The sequence below is a fragment of the Stenotrophomonas rhizophila genome (assembly GCF_003751305.1).
GTDB classification, from domain to species: domain Bacteria; phylum Pseudomonadota; class Gammaproteobacteria; order Xanthomonadales; family Xanthomonadaceae; genus Stenotrophomonas; species Stenotrophomonas rhizophila_B.
Map to the genome: position 1 here is coordinate 582,228 of NZ_RJKV01000001.1, position 26,188 is coordinate 608,415.

A 26,188-nucleotide genomic window follows, 5' to 3' on the forward strand; every position below is an offset into this window, starting at 1 on the left:
GGTGCGGCGTATGCTGGCACCGTCTCCTTTCACAGGTGCGCCGAGCGTGAGTGTTTCCCCGCTTCTCGAACGCGCCGACAGCTTCTGTCGGCGTTTTGCATTGCAGGCCCCGATCCTGCTCGCGCCGATGGCCGGCGCCTGCCCCGTGCCGCTGTCGGCCGCGCTCGCCAATGCCGGCAGCATGGGCGCGATGGGCGCGGTGCTGTCCCAGCCGCAGGACATCGTGGCGTGGATGAATGATTTCCGTGCGCAGTCCGCAGGGCCGGCGCAGGTCAACGTGTGGATACCCGACCCGCTGCCGTCACGCGATGCCGATGCTGAAGCGGCGACACGCCGCTTTCTGGCGCAGTGGGGCCCGGAGGTTCCGGCTACCGCCGCCGATGCCGGGCCGGCTGATTTCGACGCGCAGTTCGATGCCTTGATCAAGGCGCGCCCGGCGGTGGCCTCCACCATCATGGGCGTGTTTTCTCCGGCACAGGTGCAGCGTCTGAAAGACGTGGGCATCGCCTGGATCGCCTGCGCCACGACCTTGGCCGAAGCGCGGGCCGCGCAGGCTGCCGGCGCCGACGCGGTGGTCGCGCAGGGCTTCGAGGCGGGCGGCCATCGTGGTGCGTTCGATCCGGACGCGGCCGAGCGGCAGCTCGTCGGGTTGTTCGCGCTGCTGCCGCGGCTGGCCGATCATCTGGATATCCCGGTCATCGCGGCCGGTGGCATCGCCGATGGGCGCGGCATCGCGGCCGCCCTGACGCTGGGTGCGAGTGCGGTGCAGGTGGGCACCGCGTTCCTGCGCACCCCGGAGTGCCAGTTGAATCCGGCATGGTCACTGGCATTGGCGAACGCCGAGCCGGAAGACACCTGGCCGACGCGCGCCTTCAGTGGTCGTCTCGGCCGTGGCCTGGCCACCGCGTATGTGCGCGCCGCGGCGTCTGCTGATGCACCACCGCCGCGGCCGTATCCGGTGCAGCGTGGGCTGACCGCGCCGATGCGCGCGCAGGCGGGCCGCGACAACGCGCTGGATGCGATGCAGGCGTGGGCGGGACAGTCTGCGTGGATGGCCCCGGCGCGCCCGGCGGCCGAGGTGCTGCAGCAGATGTGGACCGATGCGAAGGTGTTGCTCGGATGACGCTGTACTGCAATGGCCGCGTTGCGAGCGCCGATGATCTTGCTGGCGCACTGACCAACTACGGTCATTTCACCTCGCTGCAGGTGCGCAATGGCGGGGTGCAGGGGCTGGATCTGCATCTGCAGCGTCTGCAGGAGGGCACGGTGGAGCTGTTCGGCACCGCACTGGATCCGCTGCAGGTGCGTGCCTGGATGCACGATGCGCTGCAGGCCGAAGGTGCGGTCGATGCGTCGCTGCGGGTGACCGTGTTTTCGCGGCAGTTCGATTTCCGGCGGCCGCTGCAGCCGGTCGCCGTCGACGTACTGGTCACCGTCGCGCCACCGGTCGATCTGCCGGCGCTAGCGCGGCGACTGCGGACGGTGCGCTACCAGCGTGAACTGCCGCACGTGAAGCACGTCGGCACGTTCGCGCTGTTCCAGCATCGCCGCGAGGCCTTGCTGGACGGGGTGGATGACGCGCTGTTCGTCGGCGACGACGGCCTGGTCAGCGAAGGCACCACCTGGAACATCGCCTTCGCCTCGGGTGACACGTTGATCTGGCCGCAGGCGCCCGCGCTGCGCGGTACCCAGGAGCGCCTGCTGCAGGCAGGGTGGGGCAGCGATCAGCAGGTGCGGCCGGTCACGCTGGCGGACCTGGCCGGATTCGACGCCGCCATTGCCTGCAACGCAGCCGGCATCTGGCCGATCGCGGTGATCGACGGGGGGCTACTGGCTGACTCGGCGGCGCTGTGCGACAAGGCCCGGCAGGTGCTGGCGGCGGCACCCTGGCAGCCGTTGGTAGCCTGAACCGCCTGATCGGCAGGCCCTGTTCAGCTTTCCGGGACTTCACAGGCTTGGAATGGCCGGAGGCCGCCGCTATAATCGCCGGCTTACCGCGCCATCCTGGCGACTGGGCAATTGAGGAAACAACACCATGGTCAAGATTCGACTGACCCGCGGCGGCGCCAAGAAGCGTCCCTTCTACCACATCATCGTGACCGATTCGCGCAGCGCCCGTGATGGCCGCAACATCGAGCGCGTCGGTTACTACAACCCGGTTGCCCAGGGTGCCGAGTCCCGCATCGTGCTGGACCTGCCGCTGGTCGACAAGTGGGTCGCCAACGGCGCCCAGATGACCGACAAGGTTCGCAACCTGTACAAGGAAGCGACCAAGGCCCAGGCCTCCGCGGCCTGATCCTGAAGGGCCGCGCCTGCCGCGGCCCATCGGTCTATACAGATGAAAGATACCGAGCGCCGCATCCTGCTGGGCAGGATTGTCGGCGCTTTTGGTGTGCGAGGCGAGATCAAGCTCGAGTCCTGGACCGAGCCGCGTACCGCCATTTTCCACTATCAGCCCTGGATCCTGCGGACCCCCGCCGGCCAGGAGAGCACGCTGACCGGTGCACGCGGGCGTCAGTCCGGCAAGCATCTGGTCGCCGTGTTTCCCGACATCACCGACCGCGATGTGGTCGAGGCGATGTACGGGACCGAAGTCTATGTCGCGCGCAGCGCGCTGCCGCCCCCGAAGCCCGATGAGTATTACTGGGTCGATCTGGAGGGCTTGCAGGTGCGTACCGTCGAGGGTGTCGAACTTGGGCGGGCGTCACACCTGTTCTCGACCGGCTCCAACGACGTGCTCGTGGTGCAGGGAGATCGTGAGCGGATGATTCCGTTCGTGCAGCCCGAATTCGTCGTCTCGGTGGATTTCGAGGCCAACCTGATCGTGGTCGACTGGGATCCGGAGTTCTAAGCCGGATGCGTATCGACGTCGTCACGTTGTTCCCCGAGTTCATGGCGCAGTCGGCCGCGCTGGGCGTGGTCGGCCGTGCTGCCGAGCGCGGTCTGCTGGAACTGCACGGCTGGAATCCGCGTGACTATGCCGAAGGCAACTACCGCCGGGTGGACGACCGTCCATTCGGCGGTGGCCCGGGCATGGTCATGCTGATCGAGCCGCTGCGGGCCTGTCTGGCGGCCGCGAAAGCCGCCGATCCGGCGCCCGCGCCAGTGATCTACCTCAGCCCGCAGGGCAGGCCGCTGACCCAGGCCAAGGTCCGGGAGCTGGCGGCACTGCCGCGCATGATCCTGCTCTGCGGCCGCTATGAGGGCATCGACGAGCGCTTCCTCGAGGCCGAGGTCACCGAGGAAATCTCCCTCGGCGATTACGTCCTGTCCGGCGGTGAGCTGGGGGCGGCGGTGATCGTCGATGCGGTGACCCGCCTGCAGGACGGGGCCCTCGGCGATGCCGAATCGGCCGCCCAGGACAGTTTCGAAGGCCCGCAGGGGCTGCTGGACTGCCCGCATTACAGCCATCCGGCCCAGCATGAATGGGGCACTGTCCCGGACGTGCTGCGCTCGGGCAACCATGCCGCCATCGCCCGCTGGCGCCGGCAGCAGTCGTTGCTGCGCACAGCGCTGCGGCGGCCGGATCTGCTCGACGAAGGCCAGTTGTCCAAGGCCGACCGCCTCCTGCTGGAGCAGGCACGGCAGGCCCTTGCCAAGGATCCAACCCCCTAGCGCGGGGGCGGGATCTTGTTTACAATTCGGGATTGCCATCGGCCTTTTGGGGCCCGTTGGCAGGAACCCCTACAAAAAACGTGCAGCACAGTCCGGTGACTGCATGAGCCCACGTTGTCGAACGACACGATCACCCGAACACTATCGGTGCACCCATGAGCAAGCTGAACAAATCCATCCTCTCGGACTTCGAATCCGCCCAGATCACCCGCGAGCTGCCGAAGTTCAGCCAGGGTGACACCGTCGTCGTCAACGTGAAGGTGAAGGAAGGCAACCGTGAGCGCGTGCAGGCTTACGAAGGCGTCGTCATCGGCACCAAGAACGCCGGCCTGAACTCCGCGTTCACCGTCCGCAAGATCTCGCACGGCTACGGCGTCGAGCGCGTTTTCCAGACCCACAGCGCCATCATCGACTCGGTCGAAGTGAAGCGTCGTGGTAAGGTCCGCGCCGGCAAGCTGTACTACCTGCGTGGTCTGGAAGGCAAGGCTGCCCGCATCAAGGAAGATCTGGCTGCTGCTGCGCAGGCCAAGGCCGCGCGCCTGGCTGCCAAGGCTGCCCAGTAATTCCCGGCCGACAACTTCGGTTGTCGCCTCAAACGGCCACCTTCGGGTGGCCGTTTGCATTTGTGGCCTCGTGATGGAGAAACACATGGACCGCTATCCCGCAGATGTTCGTCATGCGCTGCAGGCCATGGCCGACGCCAACGTGCCCGCCGGCATGCGTGCACCGCCGATGCATCGGCTGCTGTGGCGCATGGGCCTGCGCGTGCCGCCACCGCTGCTCGCCAGCTTCAGCGCCAACCTGTTCGTGATGGGCGGGCTGTTTGGCGTGTTGTGGGGCGTGTTGTGGCGCGCCTTGATGTGGCTGGTCCTGGAGCCTGGCTCGCTGACGCTGGGTATCACCATCGGCAGTGCTGTCATGGCCGGGCTGTTGTTCGGCGTGATGATGGCGCTGCTGATGCGCTACCAGCGCCGGCGCTACCAACTGCCTGCCTGGAAGACGCTGCTGCAGGGGCGCGTGGCTTAATCCGGGCGGGCAGTGCCGGCCGGGGCGGGCTGCAGCGGCGTGGCCGGGTTCGGGTCCGCCACCGGTGACGGCGGCGAAGCAGGGACCTCGGCCGGGGCGGCCAGTTCCTCGTGATGGCTGGGCAGCATGCGCGCCTTGCGCCAGCCGCCCCAGCGGTAGTACGCCAGCGACATCAACATCGCGCAGAACGAGCTGACCGGGAAACTCCACCACACCGCGTCTGCCCCCCAGCGGTCCTGCAGCAGTTCGGCGAACGGCACGCGGATGCCCCACAGCGAGGCCGCCAGGATCAGCAGCGGCGGAATCACCGCGCCGGTCGAGCGCACCACGCCGGAGATCACGAAGTTCACGCCGAAGAACAGGAACGACCACACCGCGATGTGGTTGAGGTGGCGCGCCACCTCCAGCGCCTGGCTGCCCTCGGGCAGGAACAGGGCAAGCGTGTAACGATCGAGCAGGATCAGCGGCAGGATCAACACGCCGGTCAGCAGGAAGTTGTAGAGCACGCCGCTGCGGGCGGTACCACGCACGCGATCCCAGCGCTGCGCGCCGACATTCTGCGCGGCCATGGTCGAGCACGCCGCACCGATCGCCATCGCCGGCATCTGCACGTACGTCCACAGCTGCAGCGAGGCGCCATACGCGGCGGCGGTATCGGTACCGTAGCTGTTGACCATGGTCATCATCAGGATCATCGACAGCGAGATCAGCACCATCTGCAGGCCCATCGGTACGCCTTTGACCACCAAGGCGCGCAGGATCTCGCCATCGATCTTGAACAGCGCCATGTCCTTGCGCCCCAGCCACAGCACATGGCGCTTGTTGCGCATGTACCAGAGCAGGCCGAAAAGCGAGAGCGTCTGCGCGATCAACGTGGCCCAGGCCGCGCCGGCGATGCCCAGCTGCGGGAACGGGCCGATGCCGAAGATCAGCAGCGGGTTGAAGCCGATATCCAGCACCACCGAGAGCAGCAGGAAGCGGAACGGCGTGCGTGAATCACCCACACCGCGCAGTGCCGAACTGAGGAAGGCGAAGGCATACAGCGTTGGCATCGCCAGGAAGATGATGCGCAGGTAAGCCTCGGCCAGCGGCAGCGATTCGGCCGGTGTGCCCATCGCCGCCAGCAACGGATGCGACAACCACCAGCCGGCGATCGCGATCACCACCGACAGACCGATGAAGAACGTCGCACTGGTGCCCATCACGCGCCGGGCCTGGGGCAGGTCGCGCGCGCCCATCGACTGGCCGATCAGGATCGAGGCAGCCATGCCGATCCCGAATACCGAGCCGATCAGGAAGAACATGATGTTGTTGGCGTTCGCGGTGGCGGTCAGCGCCGCCTCGCCGAGGAAGCGGCCGACCCAGATCGCGTTCACCGAGCCGTTCATCGACTGGGCGATGTTGCCGGCCAGGATCGGCAGGGCGAACAGGAACAGATTGCGCCCGATCGGGCCCGTGGTCAGGTCAAGCGGCGCTTTGGCCATGTGCGCTGGAGATCAAGCTCAGAGAGCGGCACACTAGCACCAAGCCCATCAAGGGGATATCGCGATGCGCACTTCCGCGTCTCAACGCACGTCAGCCGCTCCCCCGGTAGTGCCGGCCGCTGGCCGGCTGCAGATCCTCCCGGCTGACCGGTTCATCCCCGCCGCGCTGGCCCTCTTGATTGGCGCCGCGCTGACCGCATGTTCGAGTACGGACGACCGCCTGCGCGATGCGCAGGTGCGGCCGATGGACCGACCGGAATGCCAGGTTGGCAGCCAGCGTCGCGATCTGGATGCCGGGGTACCGGCACTGATCGGTGGCACCGGGTGCCGCGGTATGCCGGACGCAAAGCAACCCCTGAACCGACAACCGGCCAACGCCGTGGAGCTGGGTAGAAAGCATGACTGATGTAACACCGGTGGCCGCCGTGCGGCTGGATGTGTGGCTGTGGGCCGCACGGTTCTATCGAACCCGCAGCCTGGCCAAACAGGCGGTGGAAACCGGCAAGGTGGACGTGGCCGGGCAACGCCCGAAATCCTCGCGCGCGGTGCGCGTGGGCGAAGCGCTGCAGATCAGCCGTGGCGATGAAGTGTTCGAGGTCGAAGTGCGTGGCCTGAGCGAGATGCGCGGCCCGGCGCCGGTGGCGCAGCAGTTGTACGCCGAGAGCGAGGCCTCGCTTGCGCGCCGCGCGGAACTGCGCCTGCAGCGTGCGGCAGCGAAGAACGGTTACCAGCCGCCGGAGCACAAGCCGGACAAGCGTGCGCGTCGGTTGATCCGCGCGCTGGGGGATCTGGACGCGCTGTGATCTGCATACTGCACGCATGAAAAAACCGGGCCATGCGGCCCGGTCTTTGTCTGTGCCTACGGTGTTGAATCAACGCAGGTCGTAACGGTCCAGCTCCATCACCCGCGCCCAGGCAGCGACGAAGTCGCGAACGAACTTCTTCTCACCGTCCGCGCTGGCGTAGACCTCCGCCAGGGCGCGCAGCACCGAGTTCGAACCGAACACCAGATCCACGCGGCTGCCGCTCCAGCGCTGCGCGCCGGTACTGCGGTCGCGGCCGCTGTAGCCATCGCCACTGGCGACCCACTGCGTCCCCATGTCGAGCAGGTTGACGAAGAAGTCGTTGCTCAACGTGCCGACGCGATCGGTGAACACGCCGTCCTTGCTGCCGCCGACGTTGGTGCCGATCACCCGCAGGCCGCCGACCAGGGCGGTCATCTCCGGTGCGGTCAGCGTGAGCAGCTGTGCACGGTCGATCAGCAGCGCCTCGGCCGGCACGCTGTAGCGACCCTTGACGTAGTTGCGGAAGCCATCGGCATACGGTTCCAGCACGGCGAAGGACGCCACATCGGTCTGCTCCTGGCTGGCATCGGTGCGGCCCGGGTTGAACGGCACGCTGACCTCATGGCCACCGGCCCTGGCCGCCTGCTCGACGCCGACATTGCCGGCCAGCACGATCAGATCGGCCAACGAGACCGGCGCACCGCCAGTGCCCTTGAAGCCGGCCTGGATCTTCTCCAGCGCGGCCAGCACCTTGCCCAGCTGCTGCGGCTGGTTGACGGCCCAGTCCTTCTGCGGGGCCAGGCGCACACGCGCACCGTTGGCGCCGCCACGCTTGTCCGAGCCGCGGAAGGTCGAGGCCGAGGCCCAGGCGGTGGAAACCAGTTCGCCCGCGCTCAGGCCGGCCGCGGCGATCTGCTGCTTCAGCGCGGTGATGTCCTGTGCGCTGAGCGGGGTCTGCGGGGCCGCCGGCACCGGGTCCTGCCAGACGAATTCTTCGGCCGGGATCTCCGGGCCGAGGTAGCGTGCACGCGGGCCCATGTCGCGATGGGTCAGCTTGAACCACGCACGGGCAAAGGCATCGGCGAAGGCCTGCGGATCGGCCAGGAAACGGCGTGAGATCTTCTCGTACGCCGGGTCCACACGCAGCGACAGGTCGGTGGTGAGCATGGTCGGGCGGTGCTTCTTCGAGGGATCGTGCGCGTCGGGAATGATCGCCTCGCTGTCCTTGGCCACCCACTGGTGCGCACCGGCCGGGCTCTTGGTCAGCTCCCACTCGTGGCCGAACAGGATCTCGAAGAAGTCATGGCTCCACTGCGCCGGGGTGCGCGTCCAGGTCACTTCCAGGCCACTGGTGATGGTATCGCCGCCCTTGCCGGTGCCGAACCTGTTGGCCCAGCCCAGGCCCTGGCTTTCCAGGCCCGCCGCTTCCGGTTCCACATCGACGTTGTCGGCCGGGCCGGCGCCGTGGGTCTTGCCGAAGCTGTGGCCACCGGCGATCAGCGCGACGGTTTCCTCGTCGTCCATCGCCATGCGTCCGAACGTATCGCGGATGTCGAAGGCCGCCTTGAGCGGATCGGGATTGCCATCCGGGCCTTCCGGATTGACGTAGATCAGGCCCATCTGCACCGCGGCCAGCGGGTTCTCCAGATCGCGCGAGTGGATGTCGCCGTCCGCGTCATCATCGGAGACCAGCACGCCGTGGTCTTCCTGCACGCCTTCGGAGCCATGCGCATAGCGCACATCACCGCCGAGCCAGGTGGTCTCGCGGCCCCAGTACACATCCTGGTCGGGTTCCCAGGTATCCGGGCGGCCGCCGGCGAAGCCCAGTGTCTTGAAGCCCATCGATTCGAGCGCGACGTTGCCGGTGAGCACCAGCAGGTCCGCCCAGGAGATCGCCTGGCCGTACTTCTGCTTGATCGGCCACAGCAGGCGGCGTGCCTTGTCCAGGCTCACGTTGTCCGGCCAGCTGTTGAGCGGAGCGAAGCGCTGCTGGCCACGCCCGGCGCCGCCACGGCCATCGCCGATGCGGTAGGTGCCGGCGCTGTGCCAGGCCATGCGCACAAACAGGCCGCCATAGTGGCCGAAGTCGGCCGGCCACCAGTCCTGCGAATCGGTCATCAAGGCCTTGAGGTCGGCCTTGAGCGCGGCGTAATCCAGGCCCTTGAAAGCCTCGGCGTAATCGAATGCCTCATCCAGCGGATGCGACCGGGTCGAGTGCTGGTTGAGCAGGTCCACCCGCAGCTGCTTGGGCCACCAGTCGCGGTTGGTGGTGGCATCGCCGACGAGGGCGTGGTTGAACGGGCACTTGGCTTCGCTTTTCATGGGTATCTACCTGTGTACTGGCGAACGTGGCCACCATCGGCGTGGGGGAGGCGATGGCGACGTCGGAAAGGTTGCCTGCACATCGGGCCGTGGGGCACCGCGATGTGAAGGCGTGCCTACACGTTAGCCATTGCTGTTCATTCGGTACATTCGAATGAATCAACCAATGCGATAGGCGCAGGCTATTTCGAGCGCGTGCCCTCAGTGCTTGCCGAACAGGCCGCCGCCGAGCTTGAGCAGATCGCCGACGCCCAGCTGCCCATCGCCGTCCTGGTCCAGCACGGAGGTCAGCAGGCCACCACTGTTGGCGCTCTGCGCTTCCTGGCCGAGGGCCTGGCTGAGCTGACCCGGGTTGGCGTTGCCGCCGCTGGCGAAGCGCTGGGCGAGATAGGACATGACGATGGGGGCGAGGATGGCGAGCAGCTGGCTGGTCTTGCTGCTGTCCAGCCCGGTGGCCTGGCTCAAGCCCTGGGTGGCGCGGTCAGTGTTGCCGCCGAAGACGTGGCCGAGGATCCCGGCACCGTTGGTGGCATTGCCGCCACCGCCGCCCAGCACGCTGCCGAGCAGCCCGCCCAGATCGAAGCCGCCCGCACTGGCAGGGGCATGATCACGCTGCAGCGCGCCCAGCAGTGCCTGTGCACCTTGAGGTTCCTGCGCATTGCGGCCCATCGCGCCGAGCAGCAGCGGCAGGGCCGCGCCGATCGCGCCGCTGGCCTGGTTCTGGTCAATGCCAAGCTGCTGGGACACCTGCTGCAGGCCTTGGCCTTGCTGCAGTTGCTGGAAGAGGGACGCGGCAAGTGATTCGGTGTTCACGGCGGGCTCCGGGGCAGGGATGGGAACGGCCCGAGCATAGCGCTGCGTTCACTACGGGAATGCGAAGAATGCACGCGGGCCAGCTAGGACACCCGACCAACGGTCGGGTGCTACCGGTTCTGCGGCGAGCCGGCCAGCGGCCGGCACTACCGCTATCTCAGCATGCTGTCAGAGCAGCGTCTTCAACCGGTACAGCGCTTCCAGCGCCTGCTTCGGGGTCAGCTCGTCCGGATCGATCGCAGCCAGCGCGTCCTGCGCGGCGGTGTTGGGCGCGTTGAACAGGCCGAACTGCTGCGGTGCATCCAGCGCCTGCGCGGCGACCACCGCCGATTGTGTCTCGTGGCTGCGCTGTTCCAGCTCGGCCAGGCGACGACGCGCCTGTGCGACGGTGGATTTCGGCAGGCCGGCCAATGCGGCCACCTGCAGGCCGAAGCTGCGGTTGGCCGGGCCATCCTTCACCGCGTGCATGAACACCAGCGCGTCGCCGTGTTCCACCGCATCCAGATGCACGTTGGCAATGCCGCTGGCGCCGCCTTCGTGCTGTTCGTCGGCCAGTGCGGTCAGCTCGAAATAGTGCGTGGCGAACAGCGTGTAGCAGCGGTTCTGATAGGCCAGATGCCGTGCGACGGCATCGGCAAGCGCCAGGCCATCATAGGTGGACGTGCCGCGGCCGATCTCGTCCATCAGCACCAGCGACTGTGCGCTGGCGTGATGCAGGATGTAGCTGGTCTCGGCCATTTCGACCATGAAGGTCGACTGCCCACGAGCGAGATCGTCGCCGGCGCCGATGCGGGTCAGGATGCGGTCGATCGGGCCGATCACCGCGCGGCTGGCCGGCACGAAGCTGCCGATGTGCGCCAGCAGCACGATCAGCGCGTTCTGTCGCATGTAAGTGGATTTACCGCCCATGTTCGGGCCGGTGATGACCAGCATGCGGCGGTCCGGATGCAGGTCCAGATCGTTCGGTTCGAACGGCTGCTCGCGTACTGCTTCGACCACCGGATGACGCCCACGCTCGATCTTCAGGCATGGCGCGGTTTCCAGTTCCGGGCGCGCCCAGTCCAGCGCCTGCGCGCGTTCGGCGAAGCCGGCCAGCACGTCCAGTTCGCTCAGTGCGGCGGCACACTGCTTGAGCGGCTCGAGCCCGCTGGCGAGGATGTCCAGCAGTTGTTCGTACAGGAACTTCTCGCGGGTCAGCGAGCGTTCGCGTGCGGACAGCACCTTGTCCTCGAAAGACTTCAACTCTTCGGTGATGTAGCGCTCGGCATTGGTCAGCGTCTGGCGGCGCGTGTAATGCACCGGCGCCTTCTCGGACTGCCCTTTGCTGATCTCGATGTAGTAACCGTGCACGCGGTTGTAGCCGACCTTCAGCGTGGCGATGCCGCTGCTGATGCGCTCGCGCTGTTCCAGATCGATCAGGAACTGGTCCGCATGCGTGGAGAGGCGACGCAGTTCGTCCAGCTCGGCGTCGTAGCCTTCAGCGATGACACCGCCATCGCTGAGCTTCAGCGGCGGGGTCGGGGCGATCGCGCTGGCCAGCAGATGCGCGCACTCGTCATGCGAGCCCAGTGCAGCGTGCAGCGCGATCAGCCGCGGCGAATCCAGCGGTGCGAGCACCGCGCGCACCTCGGGCAGCAGGCCCAGGCCATCGCGCAGCGTGGAGAAATCGCGCGGGCGCGCCGAGCGCAGGGCCACGCGGGTGAGGATGCGTTCCAGATCGCCCAGCGCCCGGAAGGCATCGCGCACGTCGCCCTCTGCGCCGCGATCGATCAGTGTGGCGACCGCATCGTGGCGATGCACCAGCACTTCGCGCAGGCGCAGCGGGCGGTGCAGCCAGCGCCGCAGCAGGCGACCGCCCATCGGCGTCACCGTGGTATCGAGCACGCCGAGCAGGGTGTTGCGGGTATCGCCATCGACCCGCGTATCCAGCTCCAGATGGCGGCGCGTGGCCGCGTTCATGGCGATGGCTTCGCTCGCCGTTTCGGTGGCGATCGCGGTGAGGTGCGGCAGGCGTTGCTTCTGGGTTTCTTCGACATAGCCGAGCAGGGCACCGGCGGCCGCGGTGGCGCGTGGCTTGTCGTCGATGCCGAAGCCGGTCAGGTCATGCAGTTTGAAGAAGCTCAGCAGCTGTCGGCGGCCGCTGTCGGCATCGAACAGCCACGGCGCGCGGCGACGGATGCCACTGCGGTACTGCAGGAAGGCCGGCCAGTTTTCTTCATCGGGCACCAGCAGCTCGGCCGGCTCCAGGCGCGCGAGCTCTGCTTCCAGCGCGTCCTCCGAATCCACCTCGTTGACCAGGAAGCGGCCGCCGGCCAGATCAGCCCACGCCAGGCCATAGCCGTTCTTCCCCCGCGAGAGGGCCATCAGCAGGGTGTCGCGGCGTTCATCCAGCAGCGCTTCGTCAGTGACAGTGCCGGGGGTGACGATGCGCACCACCTTGCGCTCGACCAGGCCTTTGGCCAGCGCCGGGTCGCCGATCTGCTCGCAGATCGCCACCGACTCGCCCAAGGCGACCAGACGCGCCAGGTAGCCTTCGTAGGCATGCACCGGCACCCCGGCCATCGGGATCGGCGCGCCGCCCGAGCTGCCGCGCTGGGTCAGGGTGATGTCCAGCAGCCGCGCCGCCTTGCGTGCGTCGTCGTAGAACAGCTCGTAGAAGTCGCCCATGCGGAAGAACAGCAGCAGGTCCGGGTAGTCGGACTTGGCGGCGAAAAACTGCTTCATGAGCGGGGTGTGTTCGGGCGGCTTCTGGGTCACGCGGGGTCCATCGAATAAGTCGGCGTCAGGGGGCGGCGCCGGGTGGGCCATTGTAGGGGAGGGGGCTGTGCCCGGGTGCGTGGTAGATTCGCGGCAGTCTCCGTGCAAGGAAAGCATCGTGATCGCATCGCTGCCGTGGGTTCCAATCGTACTGGCCGGATTGGCCGCTTCCGCCGCCGTGCAGGTGCAGGCGGCGCCCCCGACGGGTGAGGTACGCATGCCGCCTGCGCCGCATTGCCTGGATGCGCGTGGCGTGCGTCAGGTGGAGCAGGCAACGCCCGGTTCCATCGCGGTGCGAGGCGCCAATGGGCAGGCGTATCGGGTGGACTTCAGCGCGGACTGTCCGGGCATCAACGAGGCGGCCGAGGTGCGCCTGGATGCACCCGCCGGGTGGGCCTGCGGTCGCCCCAGTGAACAGGTGACGGTAGACGGGCACCGTTGTGCGATCAGCGCGGTCAGCGTGATCGACCACCGTGACTTCGCCGAGGCGGCGCGCGAAAGCAGCCGCCAGTTCGCGACGACCCTGCCGACGGTGACCGTCACTGGCAGCGCCGGTCAGCGCAGCAGCCCGCGACGCACGTTCCATGGCACGCCGGAGTTCTGTTTCGCCACGCGCAATGTGCGCAGCTGGAGTGAAGACCCGCAGGGTGTGGTGGTGGAAACCAACCCGCGCCGTAACGGGGGGCATCGCTACTACCGGGTGGAACTCGGCGGCAGCTGCAGCATCCTGGCGGGGGCAAATGAGGTCGACTTCCAGTCCGGCTTCCAGAATGGCCTGATCTGTGGCAATCCCGGCGACCGCATCGTCATGGCGTCCTCCGGCATCCAGGGCGATGGCCGCTCCAGCACGCCACGCTTCGCTCGCCCGGGGTGCGCGGTGATGGCGGTCTATCCGAAGCAATAGGCGCGAGAGGGTGTGCAGGCTTTCCGGTGGTGTGGCCCTCGAGCGCGTGTACGCCAGTCTCATCACACTGGCTGTGCCCTGAACTCCGCGACGCGTGTTGACGCGACGTGGACGCATATTCACCCCGGCTTGCCCCTGGCAGGCAGACACTCAGGCCATGTTCCATAAACAGGGATCGACCATGAAGACGAGCATCCGCGTGTTGTGCCTGGGCAGTCTGCTCGCTGTATCGGCCGTCGCCGGGGCCCAGACCTATGGCCCGAAGGACGAAGGGCGCCGCTTCAACGACGGCAGCAAAGTGGTATGCCACAACGTCGAGGTGCAGCGTAATTCCAAGGATCCCAACCGGATAACCGGCACCGCGACCGGCGCAGTGGTGGGGGGTCTGCTGGGCAACCAGGTCGGCGGTGGCAACGGCAAGAAGCTCGCCACGGTGGCCGGTGCGGTGGCAGGCGGTGCCGCAGGTCGCCAGATTCAGGGCAACCAGCAGTCGAAGAACGGTGACCGCGTGGTCGAGCGTCGCTGCGAGCGTCAGTACCGCTGATCACAACGTTCGTAGCCCAAGGCGCGGCAATCTTGCCTTGGCAAGACGAAAAAAGGCGACCTCCTGGTCGCCTTTTCCATGAGTGGCTCTCAAGACATCAGCGGTACCGACTCCATCGCACCGTTGCCATCGCTGCCGCGCCCGGCGTGGTCGGCGGTGTTTCGCAGATGCCCGGGTTGTAGTGGTTGTCGCCATTCTGTGGAACGATCACCTGTGCGCCACCCTGCTGCACCGTGGTGCTGCTCCCCGGGGCATTGGTGCCGACGGTCAGGCTGCCGTGGATCACGGTGGTCTGTGCGGCGGTAGCCAGGGTCGAGCCGAGGATCACATTGCCGTGGATTTCCCACCCGGAGAGCTGTGCACCGCTTTCAGTGACCAGCGCGACATTGCCGATCGGCAGGCCGCGGTGCGAGGCGCCGGCGGTATCCGTCCATGCGGTGAACTGCGATGAGGTGCCGGTCTTGTCGCACAGGTTGCCCGGGTAGAAGTCACCATCGCAGAGCAGGGCCGGGGTGGAGAAGTTCGGGGCGATCAGCTTGTCATGACCCGACTGCGTCAGCGTTACGTAGCCCTTGGTGATCAAGGCACTGAGCAGATCGCGGTTGCCATCGCTGTCGCGCAGCTCGGTGCCATCGATCTTGAGCGCGTTGTCGAACCAGAAGACCCCGCGTGGCAGATGGGTCAGGCCGGTGATGGTCCAGGCGCTGGTCGCGGTCTTGTCGCGGAAGCAGTGCGCGGCCGCATTGCCGGCCTGGTTCCAGTTGCAGGTCAGGAACTGCGCGCCGCTGGCAGGCAGGCGGCGCACGTCCTGGGTGGCGAGGTTGTAGACGCCATCGATCGACGCGCCCGAGGCGCTGCGCACGTTGCGGATGGTCAGGTGCGGCGCGTTGTCGATCCACTCGAAGATGTAGTTGGCACTGCCCCGGTAGGCGGTGACGTCGATCGCATCCACGCGCGTATCGCAGAACGGAATGCCGGGCAGGCCGGGGCTGGTGCCGGTCTGCTGGGTCCGCAGGCCGGGCATTGCCGCGCCGATGTTCGGAACTGCCTGGCGGGCCGTACCGTACTTCAATTGACCTGCGACATTGCCGGTGCTGACCGACGGGAAACTCCAGTAGAGGCCGGCCTGGGTAGCGGTGATGTCGCCTCCGCCCACCAGCGTCCCAATGGTGCCGGTGACAATGTCCAGGTCGCCATTGGCCAGGATGGTGGTGTAACGGCCGCCCCAGCCACTGATCGTCAGGTAGTGGCCCCACAGCTGGTCGATGGTGAGGGTCGCCAGATGGATGGTGCCGCCAGCGATGCGGGTGGAGCGGAAACTGAGCTGGTCGTCGAGCGGCGAGGTGCCGTCGCCGGCGATGCGCTGTGCTGCTGCGGCACCGGTGACGATGCCCGTGGTGGCGTCGATGCTCACCGAGGCCATGTCCAGCAGGAACACGTCGCCGCTTGCCAGCGTGATGACGATCCGTCCGGTGCCCAACGGTGACACCGTGCCGACGCTCCAGGGCAGGGCACCCGTCACGGTCGATGCGATGAGCTTGCCGCCCAGTTCGGTGGTGCCGATCACGGTAGAGCCGCTGTAGACGTTGGCGGTGAATGCGCCGGCCTTGACCGCAGCATAGTTGCCGCCGCTGACCCCGCTGCCGATGGTCACATCACGGCCCCACAGCGTCGTGTTGCTGGGGTTGGCCATCTGGTTGATGTGGATGGTGCCCTGCGAGTGGACATGCCCGCCGCTGAGGATGCCGCCACCGCTCAAGGTGACATTGCCTTTGGCACAGCCGGAGAAGGTCGCCTGGCTGGCGCTGGACAGGGTAATGTCGCCTGCCACCGCGATGTTCTCGAAGCCAGCGGGATTGACCACGCCGAGCGAGCCGCCGGTGATGTTGAGATCACCGTTGAAGACCATCGGCGCGGCCGGGATGCTCGCGCACACCGGCGTGTTGGTGCCCCCCTGGCTGCCCGGCGTGATGTCATACAGCACTTCCACGGTCGCGCTGGTGGTCGTGCTGCCGCTGCCGGACAACGCGGTGATCGTCGCCGTGACCTGATACTGATTACCGGTGCCGCTCAGCGCGGTGATGCGTGCGTTGCCATCCGGAATGCCGATGTCGGCAAGGCCGGTCACGGTGGCGGGAAGCGGCAGGCCGCCACTGGACTGGCCCCACAGCGCCATCGTGGCCGGATCCACGCCGAGCAGATAGCGACGCAGTACTTCCACACCGCGCCACGCCGCTGCCTGTGCCGAGGTCACCGAATGGGTGGTGACCTGGCGTTGCTGGTTGCCGCGCAGCGAATAGACCGAGGCCGCGACCGTGACCGATACCGCCAGGCCCACCATCAAGATGATCCAGAGCGTGGCCATGCCTTTCTGTCTGGCAGGGCCAGGCGAATGCATCCGTTTCATCGCAGGGCGTCCCATCATGTGGCGGGGGTGAAGGCGAGGTTGGGCAGGCAGACCGAGAACAGCACGTCGTCGACGGATTGGCGCAGGGTGATGCGCTGGCCCGCCTGCTCGACGGTGTCCTGTTGCTGATAGGGCATGCAGGTATCGGCGACGGCATGGAAGGCGTAGCCGCCCTGGAGGGTCAGCGCACCTATTTCGCGCTCAGCGCCGTCATAGGTGGTGCCATCCTTGCGTGTGGGCTCGAAGAAGGCGGCTTCGGAGGCCACCGGCTGCAGTTCGTTGCTGGACCAGCTCAGGCCCACCACGCTGCTGCAGGCTTTCGGTGGCAGGCGATACAGGCCACGCGCGGGGCTCCCTTCTTCGTCGCTGTCGACCAGGCGCAGGCCGGCGCATTGGTCGGCCTGGCCGAGCTCGTGCTTGAAGCGCCAGCTGACCTGTTTGCCATCGCTGCTGACCGACAGCCGGGTGTCCAGCCCGTCCTGCATCGGAATGCCGAAGCCGGCTTCCTGCAGCTCTGACTGTGCCGCCAGCAGCGCGGAGGACACCTGTCCATCGCGCAGCGCCGAACGCGAAGCGTTGCCCGATGACTCGATGATGTTCTTGTACAGCACCAGCATCGCGGCGATGGTCAGCAGTGAAATCACCAGCCCCACCATCATGCTGATCAAGCTCTGGCCGGATTGCCGGTAGCGCGTGGTCATGCGCATCACTGGTGGCTCGACAGCAGAAGATCGACCGCGCCCGCGCCGGCAGTGTCGCCGTCCAGCTCCAGATCGGCGGCTGACACGGTCAGTCCCACCTGGCGCGGTGCATCCACGTCGATCGCGGTGCCGCCCAGACCCACGCTGAGCGTTTGCACCGCCCCACACTGGACGCTGGCGTTACGGCTGAGCTCGGCCGAAAGGGTGAGGTCCACCGTGCCGCTGTCGCACAGCGCGGTGCCGCGGCTCTGCAGTTGTTCGCGCAGTTGGCCGACCACCAGCCGCTCGACCTTGGTCGCCCGTTGGGTGTCCATCAGCCGGGCCTGCACGTGTACCAGGCCGGCAGCGATCAGCGATGTGATCAACACCCCGACCAGCGCTTCCAGCAGCATCTCACCGCGCTGCCGGCGCGGCGACCTGCGCAGCTCACAACATGTCGACATAAAGCGGATCCTGGTTGGCGAGTCCCACGGCGATCTGGCCCAGCGTGCCGCTGCTGTCACTGCAGCCTCCGGCTCCAGGCAGGCGCAGGCCGCGCGAATCGAAATTGATGCAGTCCAAGGTCGGGTTGCTGCTCGTGCCCATGCTGCCGGCATCGGCGAAACCGCCGCCGTCCACCAGCTTGAAGGTCACGTCCTGGCGGACGACGGCGGACCAGAGCGGCGTGTCGTTGTCCGGCACCACGACCTCCAGCCGGCCGTTGCTCAGGCGCAACGTGGCCGAGGGCTCCGATGCGCGGCGTGCGGACGGGTTGCGCAGTGCCATCGCGCGCGCCTGCGACACGGCTTCCCACATCAACCCGCGCGCCTGCATCTGGCGGTTGCTGTTGACCCAGTACTGCCCCAGCGGGAGGGCCGCCATCAACAGCATGGCCATGATGAAGATGCCGATCATCAACTCGATCAGGGTGACGCCGCGTTGGCGTAGCGGAGCCATGGTCGTTACCAGGCGTCAACGCCGACAGCGCCACAGGCGCTGCTGACGCTTCGCTGGTTGCTGTCGGTCAGGGTCAGGGTGCAGCCACTGGCGCTGCCAAGCGTGCTGCCCCCCTCGGCCGTCAAGCTGTAGCCGCCATTTGTCGTCGCGTACCCGAAGGTGAAATCGGCGCTGCTCGCGGCCGGCGTCCAGCCACGTTTCGCGGCCGTGGCATCGGCGGGGTAGCTCAGGGTGCGCTGGCGGACGTTCTCGACGTTGGCTGACAGGGCGAGGAGGTCGCTCTGCGCCAACCGGATCTTGGAGCGCAGCACATAGTTCCGGTACGACGGCAGCGCAATGGCGGCCAGAATGGCGATGATCGCCACCACCACCATTAGCTCAAGGAGCGTGAAGCCGCGCATGCCGCGCCGCGAACGAGGTGCCACTACGGTATCCATCAACGCCTGCCTTCCCTGGGGCCTGGAGCCGTCACTGCGACACGCCACACCACAGGCGCACGGCCTGCAGGCGGATGTCCCCGGTACGCCTGGATGCGCTCAGGACCCCAATTCCCGAGAAGCAGCCGGCAGACAGTGGCGGAGTTACGTTTGTGAGGAATTTCACACTTTATTAGCGGCTGACGCCCGGTGTCAATCGAAATTGGTGCGGCGCAGCGTCGCACCGCAAAGGGCGTTGCGCGTGCGTCGGCCCCGTCAGCGCAGCGGTGGGCTGCCGGCCAGGGTCCGCGCCCCGGTGATGATCATCCGCAGCATCTGTGTCAGCTGATCAATCAATTCGGGGTCTTTTTCCGGTGGCAGGTCCACGGCGGTGGCGCCCATGGCAAAGACCAGCCGGGTGATCGCCTTGGAGGCCAGCGCCGGTTCGTGCAGGCGCGCGCCGTCGGCGGCGGCGAGGCGGATGAGGTCGACCCGCAGTTCGTCTTCGAAGTAATTCAGTTCGCGATCGACCGCGTGCTTGAACGCATCCGAGCCGGCCGTGCCTTCGCGCAGCAGCACGTGCAGCAGGCGGTCATCGGCACGCAGCTGCTCCATGAAGGTTTCCACCGAGAGCCGGATCACGCTGCGGTCCGAGGAGGCCGCGCGCTGGCGGGCCTCGCCGATGATCGTACGCAGCGAGCGGCCGGCCAGGTCGATCAGCGCCACGGTGAGTTCGTCCATGTCGCGGAACTGACGGTAGAACGAGTTCGGGGCGATCCCGGCTTCACGCGCGACCTCACGCAGGCTCAACGTGGAGACGCTGCGGTGCGGCCCGATGAGGGCCAATGCCGCGGCCAGCAGATCCTCGCGTGAGATGGAGGCTTTGCGCGCGGGATGGGCGTCGTCGGAGGCAGGCAGGGGCAGGTCTGGGGAGGTCATCAGGGGCAGGGCGGTCAAGTCCCTGAATCATAGCGGGTCCGGGAGGTATACATCTGTATACACAGCTGTATGCTCGGCCGTATAGTGCGCAGCATGAGCACCGTCCCGCGCATTGCTGCCCGCCGTCACCCCGCCAGCCCCCGCCGCTGGGTCTCCGAAGAGCTGTTCGACTTCTGGGGGACCCGCCTGCATCCGCTGTGGACGCTGCGCCGCCCGTTGGCCCGTCTGGTGTCGCGCACCGCCGAAAGCGCAGATGCCGTCACCCTGGTGCTCAAGCCCAACCGTCATTTCCGCGGGCTGCTGCCCGGCCAGCACGTCACCTTGGGCGTGGAAGTCGATGGCCGTCGGTTGTCGCGCAGTTACAGCCCGACCGTGCTGGCCGACGGACGCCTGGCGATCACCGTCAAGGCGATCGCTGGCGGTGCCGTCAGCCAGCATCTGGCCCATGCCGCGGTAACGGGTGAGGTGTTCGAGCTCGGCCAGGCGTTCGGTGAGATGACCTTGCCGGCAGCCTCCAGCGAGCGCGTGTTACTGCTCGCCGCCGGCAGCGGCATCACCCCGATGCGCGCACTGCTGCGCCAGCTCGATGACGCCGGGATGCGGGGCAAGGTGGATCTGGTGTACTGGGCACGCCGCCGCGAAGAACTCTGCTTCGCCGAGGAGCTCGCCGCGATGGCAGAACGCCATCCGTCTTTCGACCTGCACATCGCGCTGACCCGCGACCCCGCTGCACCGGCGTCGCGCGTGGATGCATTTGCCTTCGAGGCGCTGGGGGATCTGAGCAGCGCCCGCACTCTGGTATGCGGCCCGGGCGGGTTCGTGGATGCGGCGCAGGCGCGGCTGCAGGACCAGGTTGCTTCGCTGCAGTCCGAAGCCTTCACCCCGCCGGTGCTGGCGGGTGCGGAAACGGGCACGGTGCAGGTCGAACTGCGCCGCAGTGGCCGCACGCTTGCCCTGCCGCGCGGCACCTCCCTGCTGCAGGCGCTGGAGGCCGAAGGGCTGCGCCCGGCCAGTGGCTGCCGCATGGGCATCTGCAATACCTGTGTCTGCGGGAAGGTATCCGGCGTCACCCGCCACACCTTGACCGGCGAACACGCGGCCGAACCGGCTACGCAAGTAAAGCTGTGCGTGAACAGCGCCAGCACCGACCTGATCCTGGAGCTGTGACCATGTCTTCCGTGCACAACCGCGCGCTGTCCCCGGCCGAACTGCAGGCCTTCGGCGATGAACTCGATGCACTGCGCGCACGCCAGCTGGCAACGCTCGGCGCGCGCGATGCGCGCTACATCCGTCGCGTCGTGGCCGCGGTGCGCTGGACCGGCGTGGCCGGCCGCGCGCTGCTGTTCCTGGGTGCGTTCGTGCACAGCGTGCTGATTCCGGCGTGGATTGCCGGTGTGGTGATGCTGGCGCTGTCCAAGATCCTGGAAAACATGGAGCTGGCGCACAACGTGATTCATGGCCAGTACGACTGGATGGGCGACCCGCAGCTGCAGGGCAGCACGTACGAGTGGGATATCGTCGGCACCGCCGACAGCTGGCGCAAGACCCACAACTTCCGCCATCACACCTACACCAATGTGCGCGGATTGGACGACGATATCGGTTACGGGCTGCTGCGCATTTTCCCCGAGCAGCGCTGGCGCCCGTTCTACCTGATGCAGCCGGTCGTCGCGGTGGTGTTCGCGCTGCTGTTCGAATGGGGCATCGCCATCCAGGACCTGCGCCTGGGCCGCGTGTTTGCCGGCAAGATGACGCTCAAGCAGCTGGGCAAGCAGTTCCGCCCGGTCGGCCGCAAGATGGGCAAGCAGATGTTCAAGGACTACCTGCTGTTCCCGGCACTGGCCGGTCCGTTCTTCCTGCCGGTGCTGCTGGGCAACGTGGTGGCCAACCTGATCCGCAACGTGTGGACCTACGTGATCATCTTCTGCGGTCATTTCACCGCCGAGGCCGAGACGTTCCCGAAGGAATGCGTGCGCGATGAGAGTCGCGGCCACTGGTATCTGCGCCAGCTGCGCGGTTCGTCGAACCTGACCGGTGGCAAGCTGATGAACGTCATGTCGGGCAACCTCAGCCACCAGATCGAGCACCACTTCTATCCGGATATCCCGGCCAACCGCTATGCCGCGATCGCGGTCGAAGTGAAGGACATCTGCGCGCGCTACGGCCAGCACTACAACACCGGGTCGCTGCCGCGCCAGTTCGGCCAGGTGATGTGGCGGATCGTGCGCCATGCCTTCCCGAGCAAGCCGGGCCGTGTGCGCGCGCTGCCGGCGATGACCGAGGCCAGCCGCCAGCCGGGTTGATCAGAGCGGCAGCTCCAGTTGCAGGCGCCACAGCGGTGACGCCCTGCGCTGGCGTCGCAGCTGCTCGGTGCCATCGTCGCTGACCCGCGATTGCCCGGTATGCAATGCCCGGTGCAGCGCATTGCTGAGGCTCAGCCGCAGTTTGCCGCGTGTGCCCAGCGTCCACAGCGAGTAGAGGTCCAGCTCGCGCCCATAGCTGGCGATCTCGAATTGGCCCGGGCTGATCTGTACCGTGCCGCCGGTACGGTAGGTGTAACTGCCGCCCACGGTCCACCCCGAGCGGATCTGACGGTCCGCCCCGAGCGTGCTGCTGAAGCGCACCTGCTCATCGAGGCGGTTGTCGGGGCCGGGCACATCCTCCACGCGCGAATCGTTGGCGGTCGCATTGAAGCGGAGCGCTACATCCGGTGCGCCGGCGATCAGCTGCGGCAGGCGCAACGCAGTATCCATCTCCACGCCCCAGGTCATCGCCGTGCCGCCGTTCACCGGTGAGGCAACCCAACGCCCGTCCTGCAGCTGGGTTTCGGTGCGGATCACATGGGTGATACGGCGGACATAGCCCCCCAGGCTGAGCTGCGTGCCGTCCTTGCCGTAGGTCTCATAGGACAGGTCCATCCCGGTCGCCAATTCCGGGCGCAGCGCCGGGTTGCCGCGTTCGTCGGGATTGAGTGGGCGGTTGTTGGTGGAGGTATACGGACGCGGGATCAGCGAGGCCAGCGTCGGTGAGCGGTAGGTGCGGGTCAGCGCGATGCGCAGCTGATCGCCTGGGGTGCCAGGGAGTTTCCAGAGCGACTGCAGCACCGGCGAAAGCACCTGCTCACGTCGGTGGATGCCGCTGAACCCGCTGCCCTCACTGCGCGTCGTGATCTGCTCCCAACGCGCCCCGGCATAGACCGACCAGCGCTCGCTGAGGGTGATGTCGTCCTGCGCGTACAGCGCCAGCCGTCGGATGCGGGCGTCGAAGGCCAGGTCACTGAACCACGCCGCTTCATCGCCGACCGGCAGCAGACGCTGCATCCGTGACTCATCACGACGGTCCTCGCTGCCTTCCCAACCCAACTGCAGTGCATGTCGTCCGCTGGCTGGCAGGGTGTACTTGCCGGTGCTGTTGAGGTCGCCCACGGTCAGTCGCGCATCGGTATGGTCCTGCAGGTTCTGTCGACCGTCCGGCGCCTGGCCCTGCTCGCGGTAGGTATAGCGCTCGCGGTTGCCGCCCAGGCGCAGCTTGGTGGTGAACGTGCCGCCCAGCTCGAACGCACGTGTCCACGTTGCGCTGCCGTTGGCCTGTGCGACGTCGATGCGCGTGCGTTGCTGGTACCGGGTCGTGCGCAGCGGGGCACCAAGCGAGGTCATCCAGTCGATGTCGGTGACGCGGTCGAAGCGGCTGGCATCGACCACCGCCTGCAATGCAAGGGTGTCGCCGTTCTCCAGCGTGGTTTCCAGGCTGGGGGCCAGCGAAAGCACATCGCGCGTTCCGCTGGCACGCAGGGCGGTGTCGCGCAACACCGTCGGCGTCCCCTGTGGGTCCCACGCACGTTCGGTGCCGGTTTCTTCAACGAGGAACGCGCGGCGCGATGCGGTCGCCGTGATCGCGCTGCTGCGATGGCCGGCGCGCCGGTTGCGCTGCCAGCTGATCGACGGCGTATTCCGTCCCTGGCTGTTGCCCCAGGCCAACGATAGCTGCTCAGTATCCTTGCGTGCCCCAGGGGCCAGCACGATGTTGATCGAACCGGCGATCGCCTCGCCACGCTGGTCGGCCGTCGGCGCACGAAGAATCTCCACCCGCTCGACCATCTCCGGGGTGAGTGAATCCAGATCGAAGCCGGTGGGCGCCTTCTGGCCATTGAGCAGGATCTGCGTGTAGCCCGCGCCCAACCCGCGCAGCGACAGCGCGCCGCTACGGCCGGGGGCGCCGGTGCCGACGGTGATGCCAGGCAGACGCTTGAGCGCATCGACCAGGCCGAGGTCGCCGTACTGGCGCAGTGTTTCGCTGCCGACCACGATCCGGGTGGCGGTGTCATCGCGGCGGATGTCGTAGGCCTGCGCCTGCACCTGCACGGTGTCCAGCGCGGTGGTCGGCGGGGCCGCTGGCGCAGGCAGTGACTGCGCAGCGCTCGAGAACGCGGTGCATAGCGGGGCCAGGGCCAGGACGGTGCGGAACGAAGGAGTCATGGGCGATCCGTGCAGAAGGGCAGAGTTCGCATTTCGCCGGGCAATACGCGCCCCTCCTGTGGCCAGGAAAACGAAATGCAGCGGTGGTTCGGGGAGCGGCTTAGCGGGTCATGGCAGGTATGCCTGCGGATCGACGCGCTCACCATCGCGCAGCATCTCCAGATGCAGATGCGGGCCGGTCACGCGTCCGGTGCTGCCGACCCGTGCGATCTGCTCGCCGGCGTGCACCTGCTGGCCAACCGCCACGTCCACGCCCTGCAGGTGCGCATACAACGTCTGCCAGCCTTGGCCATGGTCGATCACCACGACGGTGCCGTACTGGGGACCGTCCGGGTAGGCGGTCGTGGCAGCGACAATGCGACCATCCGCAGGGGCCAGTACCGGCGTGCCGGGGCGAGCACCGAAATCGGTGCCGCGGTGCGCACGTTGCCGGATGCTGCCGGTATCGCCGAACGGGCTGGTGATGCGGGGTGCGGCCAACGGGGCCTGGAACCGGACCCCGGCAGGGGTGTCGCGTACCGGCGGCAGCGGCAGTGCGGTAACCGTCGTTGCAACGCGGATCGGGTCGGCACCGACAGCAGCCTCCCGCAGCGGACGTGCGGTACTGGCCTGCATCACCAGCAGCAGGCCGCCGGTCAGCAGCGCACTGCCCAGCAGCAGGACGCGGCGTGGTCCCGACAGCGGTCGTGCGCCGTCGCCGTGCAACATGTGGCGGATGCGGACTTCATGTCCGGCCAGGTCGCGGTGGGTCAGTGCAGTGGATGGCGTGTGGGTCGCTGCGGTCAGCCGCAGCGTGCGGACATACGCCGCGGCGAAGTCGCGCCCACCGTGTACATCTTCGGCGAGCGCATGTGCGTCACAGCGCAGCTCGGTCGCCAACTGCACGCGTGCGCTGATCCGAAGCAGGAACGGGTTGAACCACAGCAGCGCATTGAACACCGCCATCAGTCCGGCGCGCTGCGGATCGCGGCGCGCAAGATGGGCCGCTTCATGGCCGAGGATCAGGCACAGCGCACGATCGTCCAGTTGATCCAATGCCGAGGCAGGGAGCACGATCAAGGGCTGTGGCCAGCGCACCGCGAACGGGCTCACCGGCAGCACACTGCCCCGGCACGTGATGCCCGCCGCCAGCAGACGCCGTGCTGCAGCACGGCTGCGTGGACCCGGCCACGCCGCCGTTGTGATCGGCGTGGTCGCACGGCACAGCTGGCCGGTGCGCCGCGTGCCGACCAGCACGCGCAGCAGTGCGACACCGGCACCGATGGCATAGAGCACAGCCAGCCACGTGGCGGCGGACGGAGGTGCCCACGCGGCGGCAACGTCTGCAACGCCTGCCGCACCGGCATCGCCCAGGTCCAGCGCGACCGGCAGCGGCATGATCAAGGCCGCTGGCAACGCCACCAGCGGGGCGGGCGCCCACAGCGCTACTGCCGCGGACAGCAGTACCGGCATCACCGCCAACAGCCACAACCCCATCCAGTAGCCATACGCGGCGTGGGAGAGGCCCAACCACCGATGCAGCCGCTGGCCGGCTGCCCAGGCCAACCCGCCACCGGCCAGGGCGCCAGCGGCGTGCACCACCCAGAACCCCAGCGTCGGCAGGCTCATTCCGGGTCATCCTTGGCGGGAGCGCGCAGCAGCGCATCCAACTGCTGCAGCTCCTGCTCGCTGAGCAGGCGGCTGTCGGCGAACGCCTGTGCCGGCAACGCGCCATCGATCTCCAGCACCCGGCGGGCGAAGTCGGTGCTGAGCGCAGCCAGCGTGGCGACCTTGCCCACCTTCGCGCGGTACATGTTCAACCCATGCTCGACGGTTTCCTCCACCAGACCCTTGTCGACCATGCGCTCAAGCGTCTTGCGGGTGGAGGAGTAGGACCAGTCGAGCGCGTCGGCGGCCCCGTTATGGACTTCGCGCGCACTGCAGGCACCCTGGCGCCACAACGCTTTGAGCAGCTCCAGTTCGGCATTGGAAGGGGTAGGCGGCACGGACATGGTGATCCCGATGTGGCGAGGTGTCGCAAGTGTGCGACATGTGTCGCATTGCGTGCAAGAGGGCCGTCACCGA

The 26,188-nt window shown here is 67.3% G+C and carries 26 protein-coding genes; 13 read left to right on the top strand and 13 right to left on the bottom strand.

The genetic code is table 11. The features are described from left to right. Positions 1–46 precede the first annotated feature (46 nt). The 7 genes from EDF74_RS02715 to EDF74_RS02745 all read left to right on the top strand — a co-directional run bounded on the left by EDF74_RS02715 (position 47) and on the right by EDF74_RS02745 (position 4,641). On the top strand, positions 47–1,123 hold the full coding sequence (locus EDF74_RS02715) for an NAD(P)H-dependent flavin oxidoreductase (RefSeq protein ID WP_123728686.1): 1,077 nt from the start codon (positions 47–49) through the stop codon (positions 1,121–1,123). Continuing rightward, positions 1,120–1,908: an aminotransferase class IV family protein gene (locus EDF74_RS02720; RefSeq protein WP_123728687.1), complete on the top strand. Its 789-nt coding sequence runs from the start codon at positions 1,120–1,122 to the stop codon at positions 1,906–1,908. Before EDF74_RS02715 ends, EDF74_RS02720 begins: the two co-directional genes overlap by 4 nt. Before the next feature lie 127 nt (positions 1,909–2,035). Then, positions 2,036–2,296 carry a 30S ribosomal protein S16 gene (gene rpsP / locus EDF74_RS02725; protein ID WP_017356068.1) on the top strand — a complete coding sequence of 87 codons (261 nt, stop codon included), beginning with the start codon at positions 2,036–2,038 and terminating at the stop codon, positions 2,294–2,296. Positions 2,297–2,338: 42 nt separating this feature from the next. After that, positions 2,339–2,851 carry a ribosome maturation factor RimM gene (gene rimM, locus EDF74_RS02730; protein WP_121043481.1) on the top strand — a complete coding sequence of 171 codons (513 nt, stop codon included), beginning with the start codon at positions 2,339–2,341 and terminating at the stop codon, positions 2,849–2,851. A gap of 5 nt (positions 2,852–2,856) precedes the next feature. Continuing rightward, the gene (gene trmD, locus EDF74_RS02735; protein ID WP_123728688.1) at positions 2,857–3,615 is read left to right on the top strand and encodes a tRNA (guanosine(37)-N1)-methyltransferase TrmD; all 759 of its coding nucleotides are present in this window, start codon (positions 2,857–2,859) and stop codon (positions 3,613–3,615) included. A 155-nt stretch (positions 3,616–3,770) separates the two neighbouring features. Beyond that, entirely contained in the window at positions 3,771–4,178 is a 408-nt protein-coding gene (gene rplS, locus EDF74_RS02740; protein WP_019184486.1) for a 50S ribosomal protein L19, read from the top strand. 85 nt (positions 4,179–4,263) lie between these two features. Then, positions 4,264–4,641 (top strand): DUF6404 family protein, encoded by a 378-nt coding sequence (locus tag EDF74_RS02745; RefSeq protein WP_123728689.1) that lies wholly within the window; start codon positions 4,264–4,266, stop codon positions 4,639–4,641. On the opposite strand, the gene EDF74_RS02750 is transcribed toward EDF74_RS02745, so the two are convergent. Further along, a complete protein-coding gene (locus tag EDF74_RS02750) occupies positions 4,638–6,125 on the bottom strand; it encodes an MATE family efflux transporter (RefSeq protein ID WP_123728690.1) in 1,488 nt (495 codons plus the stop codon). The genes EDF74_RS02745 and EDF74_RS02750 overlap by 4 nt on opposite strands. 64 nt (positions 6,126–6,189) lie before the next feature. On the opposite strand from EDF74_RS02750, the gene EDF74_RS02755 reads away from it, so the two are divergent. Both EDF74_RS02755 and EDF74_RS02760 read left to right on the top strand, forming a co-directional pair. After that, the gene (locus EDF74_RS02755; protein WP_260232169.1) at positions 6,190–6,531 is read left to right on the top strand and encodes a hypothetical protein; all 342 of its coding nucleotides are present in this window, start codon (positions 6,190–6,192) and stop codon (positions 6,529–6,531) included. Continuing rightward, the gene (locus EDF74_RS02760) at positions 6,524–6,928 is read left to right on the top strand and encodes an RNA-binding S4 domain-containing protein (RefSeq protein WP_123728691.1); all 405 of its coding nucleotides are present in this window, start codon (positions 6,524–6,526) and stop codon (positions 6,926–6,928) included. Before EDF74_RS02755 ends, EDF74_RS02760 begins: the two co-directional genes overlap by 8 nt. A gap of 69 nt (positions 6,929–6,997) precedes the next feature. Here EDF74_RS02760 and katG read toward each other — a convergent pair whose 3' ends face one another. The 3 genes from katG to mutS form a co-directional block, all read right to left on the bottom strand. Next, the gene (gene katG / locus EDF74_RS02765) at positions 6,998–9,232 is read right to left on the bottom strand and encodes a catalase/peroxidase HPI (RefSeq protein WP_123728692.1); all 2,235 of its coding nucleotides are present in this window, start codon (positions 9,230–9,232) and stop codon (positions 6,998–7,000) included. Between the two features lie 201 nt (positions 9,233–9,433). After that, positions 9,434–10,045 carry a DUF937 domain-containing protein gene (locus EDF74_RS02770; RefSeq protein WP_123728693.1) on the bottom strand — a complete coding sequence of 204 codons (612 nt, stop codon included), beginning with the start codon at positions 10,043–10,045 and terminating at the stop codon, positions 9,434–9,436. 168 nt (positions 10,046–10,213) lie between these two features. After that, positions 10,214–12,769, bottom strand: coding sequence for a DNA mismatch repair protein MutS (gene mutS, locus EDF74_RS02775; RefSeq protein WP_123729692.1), 2,556 nt, complete (start codon positions 12,767–12,769; stop codon positions 10,214–10,216). A 151-nt stretch (positions 12,770–12,920) separates the two neighbouring features. Here mutS and EDF74_RS02780 point away from each other — a divergent pair, with 151 nt between their 5' ends. Together EDF74_RS02780 and EDF74_RS02785 are read left to right on the top strand one after the other, a co-directional pair. Beyond that, positions 12,921–13,706, top strand: coding sequence for a DUF6491 family protein (locus EDF74_RS02780; protein ID WP_260232170.1), 786 nt, complete (start codon positions 12,921–12,923; stop codon positions 13,704–13,706). 181 nt (positions 13,707–13,887) lie between these two features. Then, positions 13,888–14,250, top strand: coding sequence for a glycine zipper 2TM domain-containing protein (locus EDF74_RS02785; protein ID WP_019184476.1), 363 nt, complete (start codon positions 13,888–13,890; stop codon positions 14,248–14,250). A 97-nt stretch (positions 14,251–14,347) separates the two neighbouring features. Here the strand turns inward: EDF74_RS02785 and EDF74_RS02790 are convergent, their stop codons facing one another. The 6 genes from EDF74_RS02790 to fabR form a co-directional block, all read right to left on the bottom strand. Continuing rightward, a complete protein-coding gene (locus tag EDF74_RS02790; protein ID WP_123728694.1) occupies positions 14,348–16,615 on the bottom strand; it encodes a hypothetical protein in 2,268 nt (755 codons plus the stop codon). 56 nt (positions 16,616–16,671) lie between these two features. Further along, a complete protein-coding gene (locus EDF74_RS02795) occupies positions 16,672–17,358 on the bottom strand; it encodes a PilW family protein (RefSeq protein ID WP_123728695.1) in 687 nt (228 codons plus the stop codon). 5 nt (positions 17,359–17,363) lie between these two features. After that, the gene (locus EDF74_RS02800; protein ID WP_148045905.1) at positions 17,364–17,801 is read right to left on the bottom strand and encodes a type IV pilus modification PilV family protein; all 438 of its coding nucleotides are present in this window, start codon (positions 17,799–17,801) and stop codon (positions 17,364–17,366) included. Then, a complete protein-coding gene (locus EDF74_RS02805) occupies positions 17,785–18,294 on the bottom strand; it encodes a pilus assembly FimT family protein (RefSeq protein WP_123728697.1) in 510 nt (169 codons plus the stop codon). Before EDF74_RS02805 ends, EDF74_RS02800 begins: the two co-directional genes overlap by 17 nt. 5 nt (positions 18,295–18,299) lie before the next feature. Further along, entirely contained in the window at positions 18,300–18,731 is a 432-nt protein-coding gene (locus tag EDF74_RS02810) for a type IV pilin protein (RefSeq protein ID WP_311316905.1), read from the bottom strand. A 255-nt stretch (positions 18,732–18,986) separates the two neighbouring features. Continuing rightward, on the bottom strand, positions 18,987–19,649 hold the full coding sequence (gene fabR, locus EDF74_RS02815) for an HTH-type transcriptional repressor FabR (protein ID WP_123729694.1): 663 nt from the start codon (positions 19,647–19,649) through the stop codon (positions 18,987–18,989). 93 nt (positions 19,650–19,742) lie between these two features. Here fabR and EDF74_RS02820 point away from each other — a divergent pair, with 93 nt between their 5' ends. Next, positions 19,743–20,816 (top strand): ferredoxin reductase, encoded by a 1,074-nt coding sequence (locus EDF74_RS02820; RefSeq protein ID WP_123728699.1) that lies wholly within the window; start codon positions 19,743–19,745, stop codon positions 20,814–20,816. 2 nt (positions 20,817–20,818) lie between these two features. Beyond that, positions 20,819–21,952 (top strand): fatty acid desaturase family protein, encoded by a 1,134-nt coding sequence (locus EDF74_RS02825; protein WP_123728700.1) that lies wholly within the window; start codon positions 20,819–20,821, stop codon positions 21,950–21,952. Here the strand turns inward: EDF74_RS02825 and EDF74_RS02830 are convergent, their stop codons facing one another. The 3 genes from EDF74_RS02830 to EDF74_RS02840 form a co-directional block, all read right to left on the bottom strand. Continuing rightward, on the bottom strand, positions 21,953–24,124 hold the full coding sequence (locus tag EDF74_RS02830) for a TonB-dependent receptor plug domain-containing protein (RefSeq protein ID WP_123728701.1): 2,172 nt from the start codon (positions 24,122–24,124) through the stop codon (positions 21,953–21,955). It abuts the gene before it with no gap. Between the two features lie 108 nt (positions 24,125–24,232). Further along, entirely contained in the window at positions 24,233–25,732 is a 1,500-nt protein-coding gene (locus tag EDF74_RS02835; protein ID WP_123728702.1) for a M23/M56 family metallopeptidase, read from the bottom strand. After that, positions 25,729–26,115, bottom strand: coding sequence for a BlaI/MecI/CopY family transcriptional regulator (locus EDF74_RS02840; protein WP_123728703.1), 387 nt, complete (start codon positions 26,113–26,115; stop codon positions 25,729–25,731). The genes EDF74_RS02835 and EDF74_RS02840 overlap by 4 nt, the downstream gene beginning before the upstream one ends. Positions 26,116–26,188 lie beyond the last annotated feature (73 nt).

Excerpts from the sequence above, each read along its gene's own strand:
- EDF74_RS02840 (WP_123728703.1), bottom strand. The coding sequence starts at position 26,115 with ATGTCCGTGCCGCCTACCCCTTCCAATGCCGAACTGGAGCTGCTCAAA.
- EDF74_RS02800 (WP_148045905.1), bottom strand. The coding sequence starts at position 17,801 with ATGTCGACATGTTGTGAGCTGCGCAGGTCGCCGCGCCGGCAGCGCGGT.
- EDF74_RS02820 (WP_123728699.1), top strand. The coding sequence starts at position 19,743 with ATGAGCACCGTCCCGCGCATTGCTGCCCGCCGTCACCCCGCCAGCCCC.
- EDF74_RS02825 (WP_123728700.1), top strand. The coding sequence starts at position 20,819 with ATGTCTTCCGTGCACAACCGCGCGCTGTCCCCGGCCGAACTGCAGGCC.
- trmD (WP_123728688.1), top strand. The coding sequence starts at position 2,857 with ATGCGTATCGACGTCGTCACGTTGTTCCCCGAGTTCATGGCGCAGTCG.
- EDF74_RS02720 (WP_123728687.1), top strand. The coding sequence starts at position 1,120 with ATGACGCTGTACTGCAATGGCCGCGTTGCGAGCGCCGATGATCTTGCT.
- rplS (WP_019184486.1), top strand. The coding sequence starts at position 3,771 with ATGAGCAAGCTGAACAAATCCATCCTCTCGGACTTCGAATCCGCCCAG.
- rpsP (WP_017356068.1), top strand. The coding sequence starts at position 2,036 with ATGGTCAAGATTCGACTGACCCGCGGCGGCGCCAAGAAGCGTCCCTTC.
- mutS (WP_123729692.1), bottom strand. The coding sequence starts at position 12,769 with ATGAAGCAGTTTTTCGCCGCCAAGTCCGACTACCCGGACCTGCTGCTG.
- EDF74_RS02755 (WP_260232169.1), top strand. The coding sequence starts at position 6,190 with ATGCGCACTTCCGCGTCTCAACGCACGTCAGCCGCTCCCCCGGTAGTG.
- EDF74_RS02785 (WP_019184476.1), top strand. The coding sequence starts at position 13,888 with ATGAAGACGAGCATCCGCGTGTTGTGCCTGGGCAGTCTGCTCGCTGTA.
- EDF74_RS02745 (WP_123728689.1), top strand. The coding sequence starts at position 4,264 with ATGGACCGCTATCCCGCAGATGTTCGTCATGCGCTGCAGGCCATGGCC.
- EDF74_RS02750 (WP_123728690.1), bottom strand. The coding sequence starts at position 6,125 with ATGGCCAAAGCGCCGCTTGACCTGACCACGGGCCCGATCGGGCGCAAT.
- EDF74_RS02835 (WP_123728702.1), bottom strand. The coding sequence starts at position 25,732 with ATGAGCCTGCCGACGCTGGGGTTCTGGGTGGTGCACGCCGCTGGCGCC.
- katG (WP_123728692.1), bottom strand. The coding sequence starts at position 9,232 with ATGAAAAGCGAAGCCAAGTGCCCGTTCAACCACGCCCTCGTCGGCGAT.
- rimM (WP_121043481.1), top strand. The coding sequence starts at position 2,339 with ATGAAAGATACCGAGCGCCGCATCCTGCTGGGCAGGATTGTCGGCGCT.
- EDF74_RS02805 (WP_123728697.1), bottom strand. The coding sequence starts at position 18,294 with ATGGCTCCGCTACGCCAACGCGGCGTCACCCTGATCGAGTTGATGATC.
- EDF74_RS02790 (WP_123728694.1), bottom strand. The coding sequence starts at position 16,615 with ATGGCCACGCTCTGGATCATCTTGATGGTGGGCCTGGCGGTATCGGTC.
- EDF74_RS02795 (WP_123728695.1), bottom strand. The coding sequence starts at position 17,358 with ATGACCACGCGCTACCGGCAATCCGGCCAGAGCTTGATCAGCATGATG.
- EDF74_RS02830 (WP_123728701.1), bottom strand. The coding sequence starts at position 24,124 with ATGACTCCTTCGTTCCGCACCGTCCTGGCCCTGGCCCCGCTATGCACC.
- fabR (WP_123729694.1), bottom strand. The coding sequence starts at position 19,649 with ATGACCTCCCCAGACCTGCCCCTGCCTGCCTCCGACGACGCCCATCCC.
- EDF74_RS02810 (WP_311316905.1), bottom strand. The coding sequence starts at position 18,731 with ATGGATACCGTAGTGGCACCTCGTTCGCGGCGCGGCATGCGCGGCTTC.
- EDF74_RS02760 (WP_123728691.1), top strand. The coding sequence starts at position 6,524 with ATGACTGATGTAACACCGGTGGCCGCCGTGCGGCTGGATGTGTGGCTG.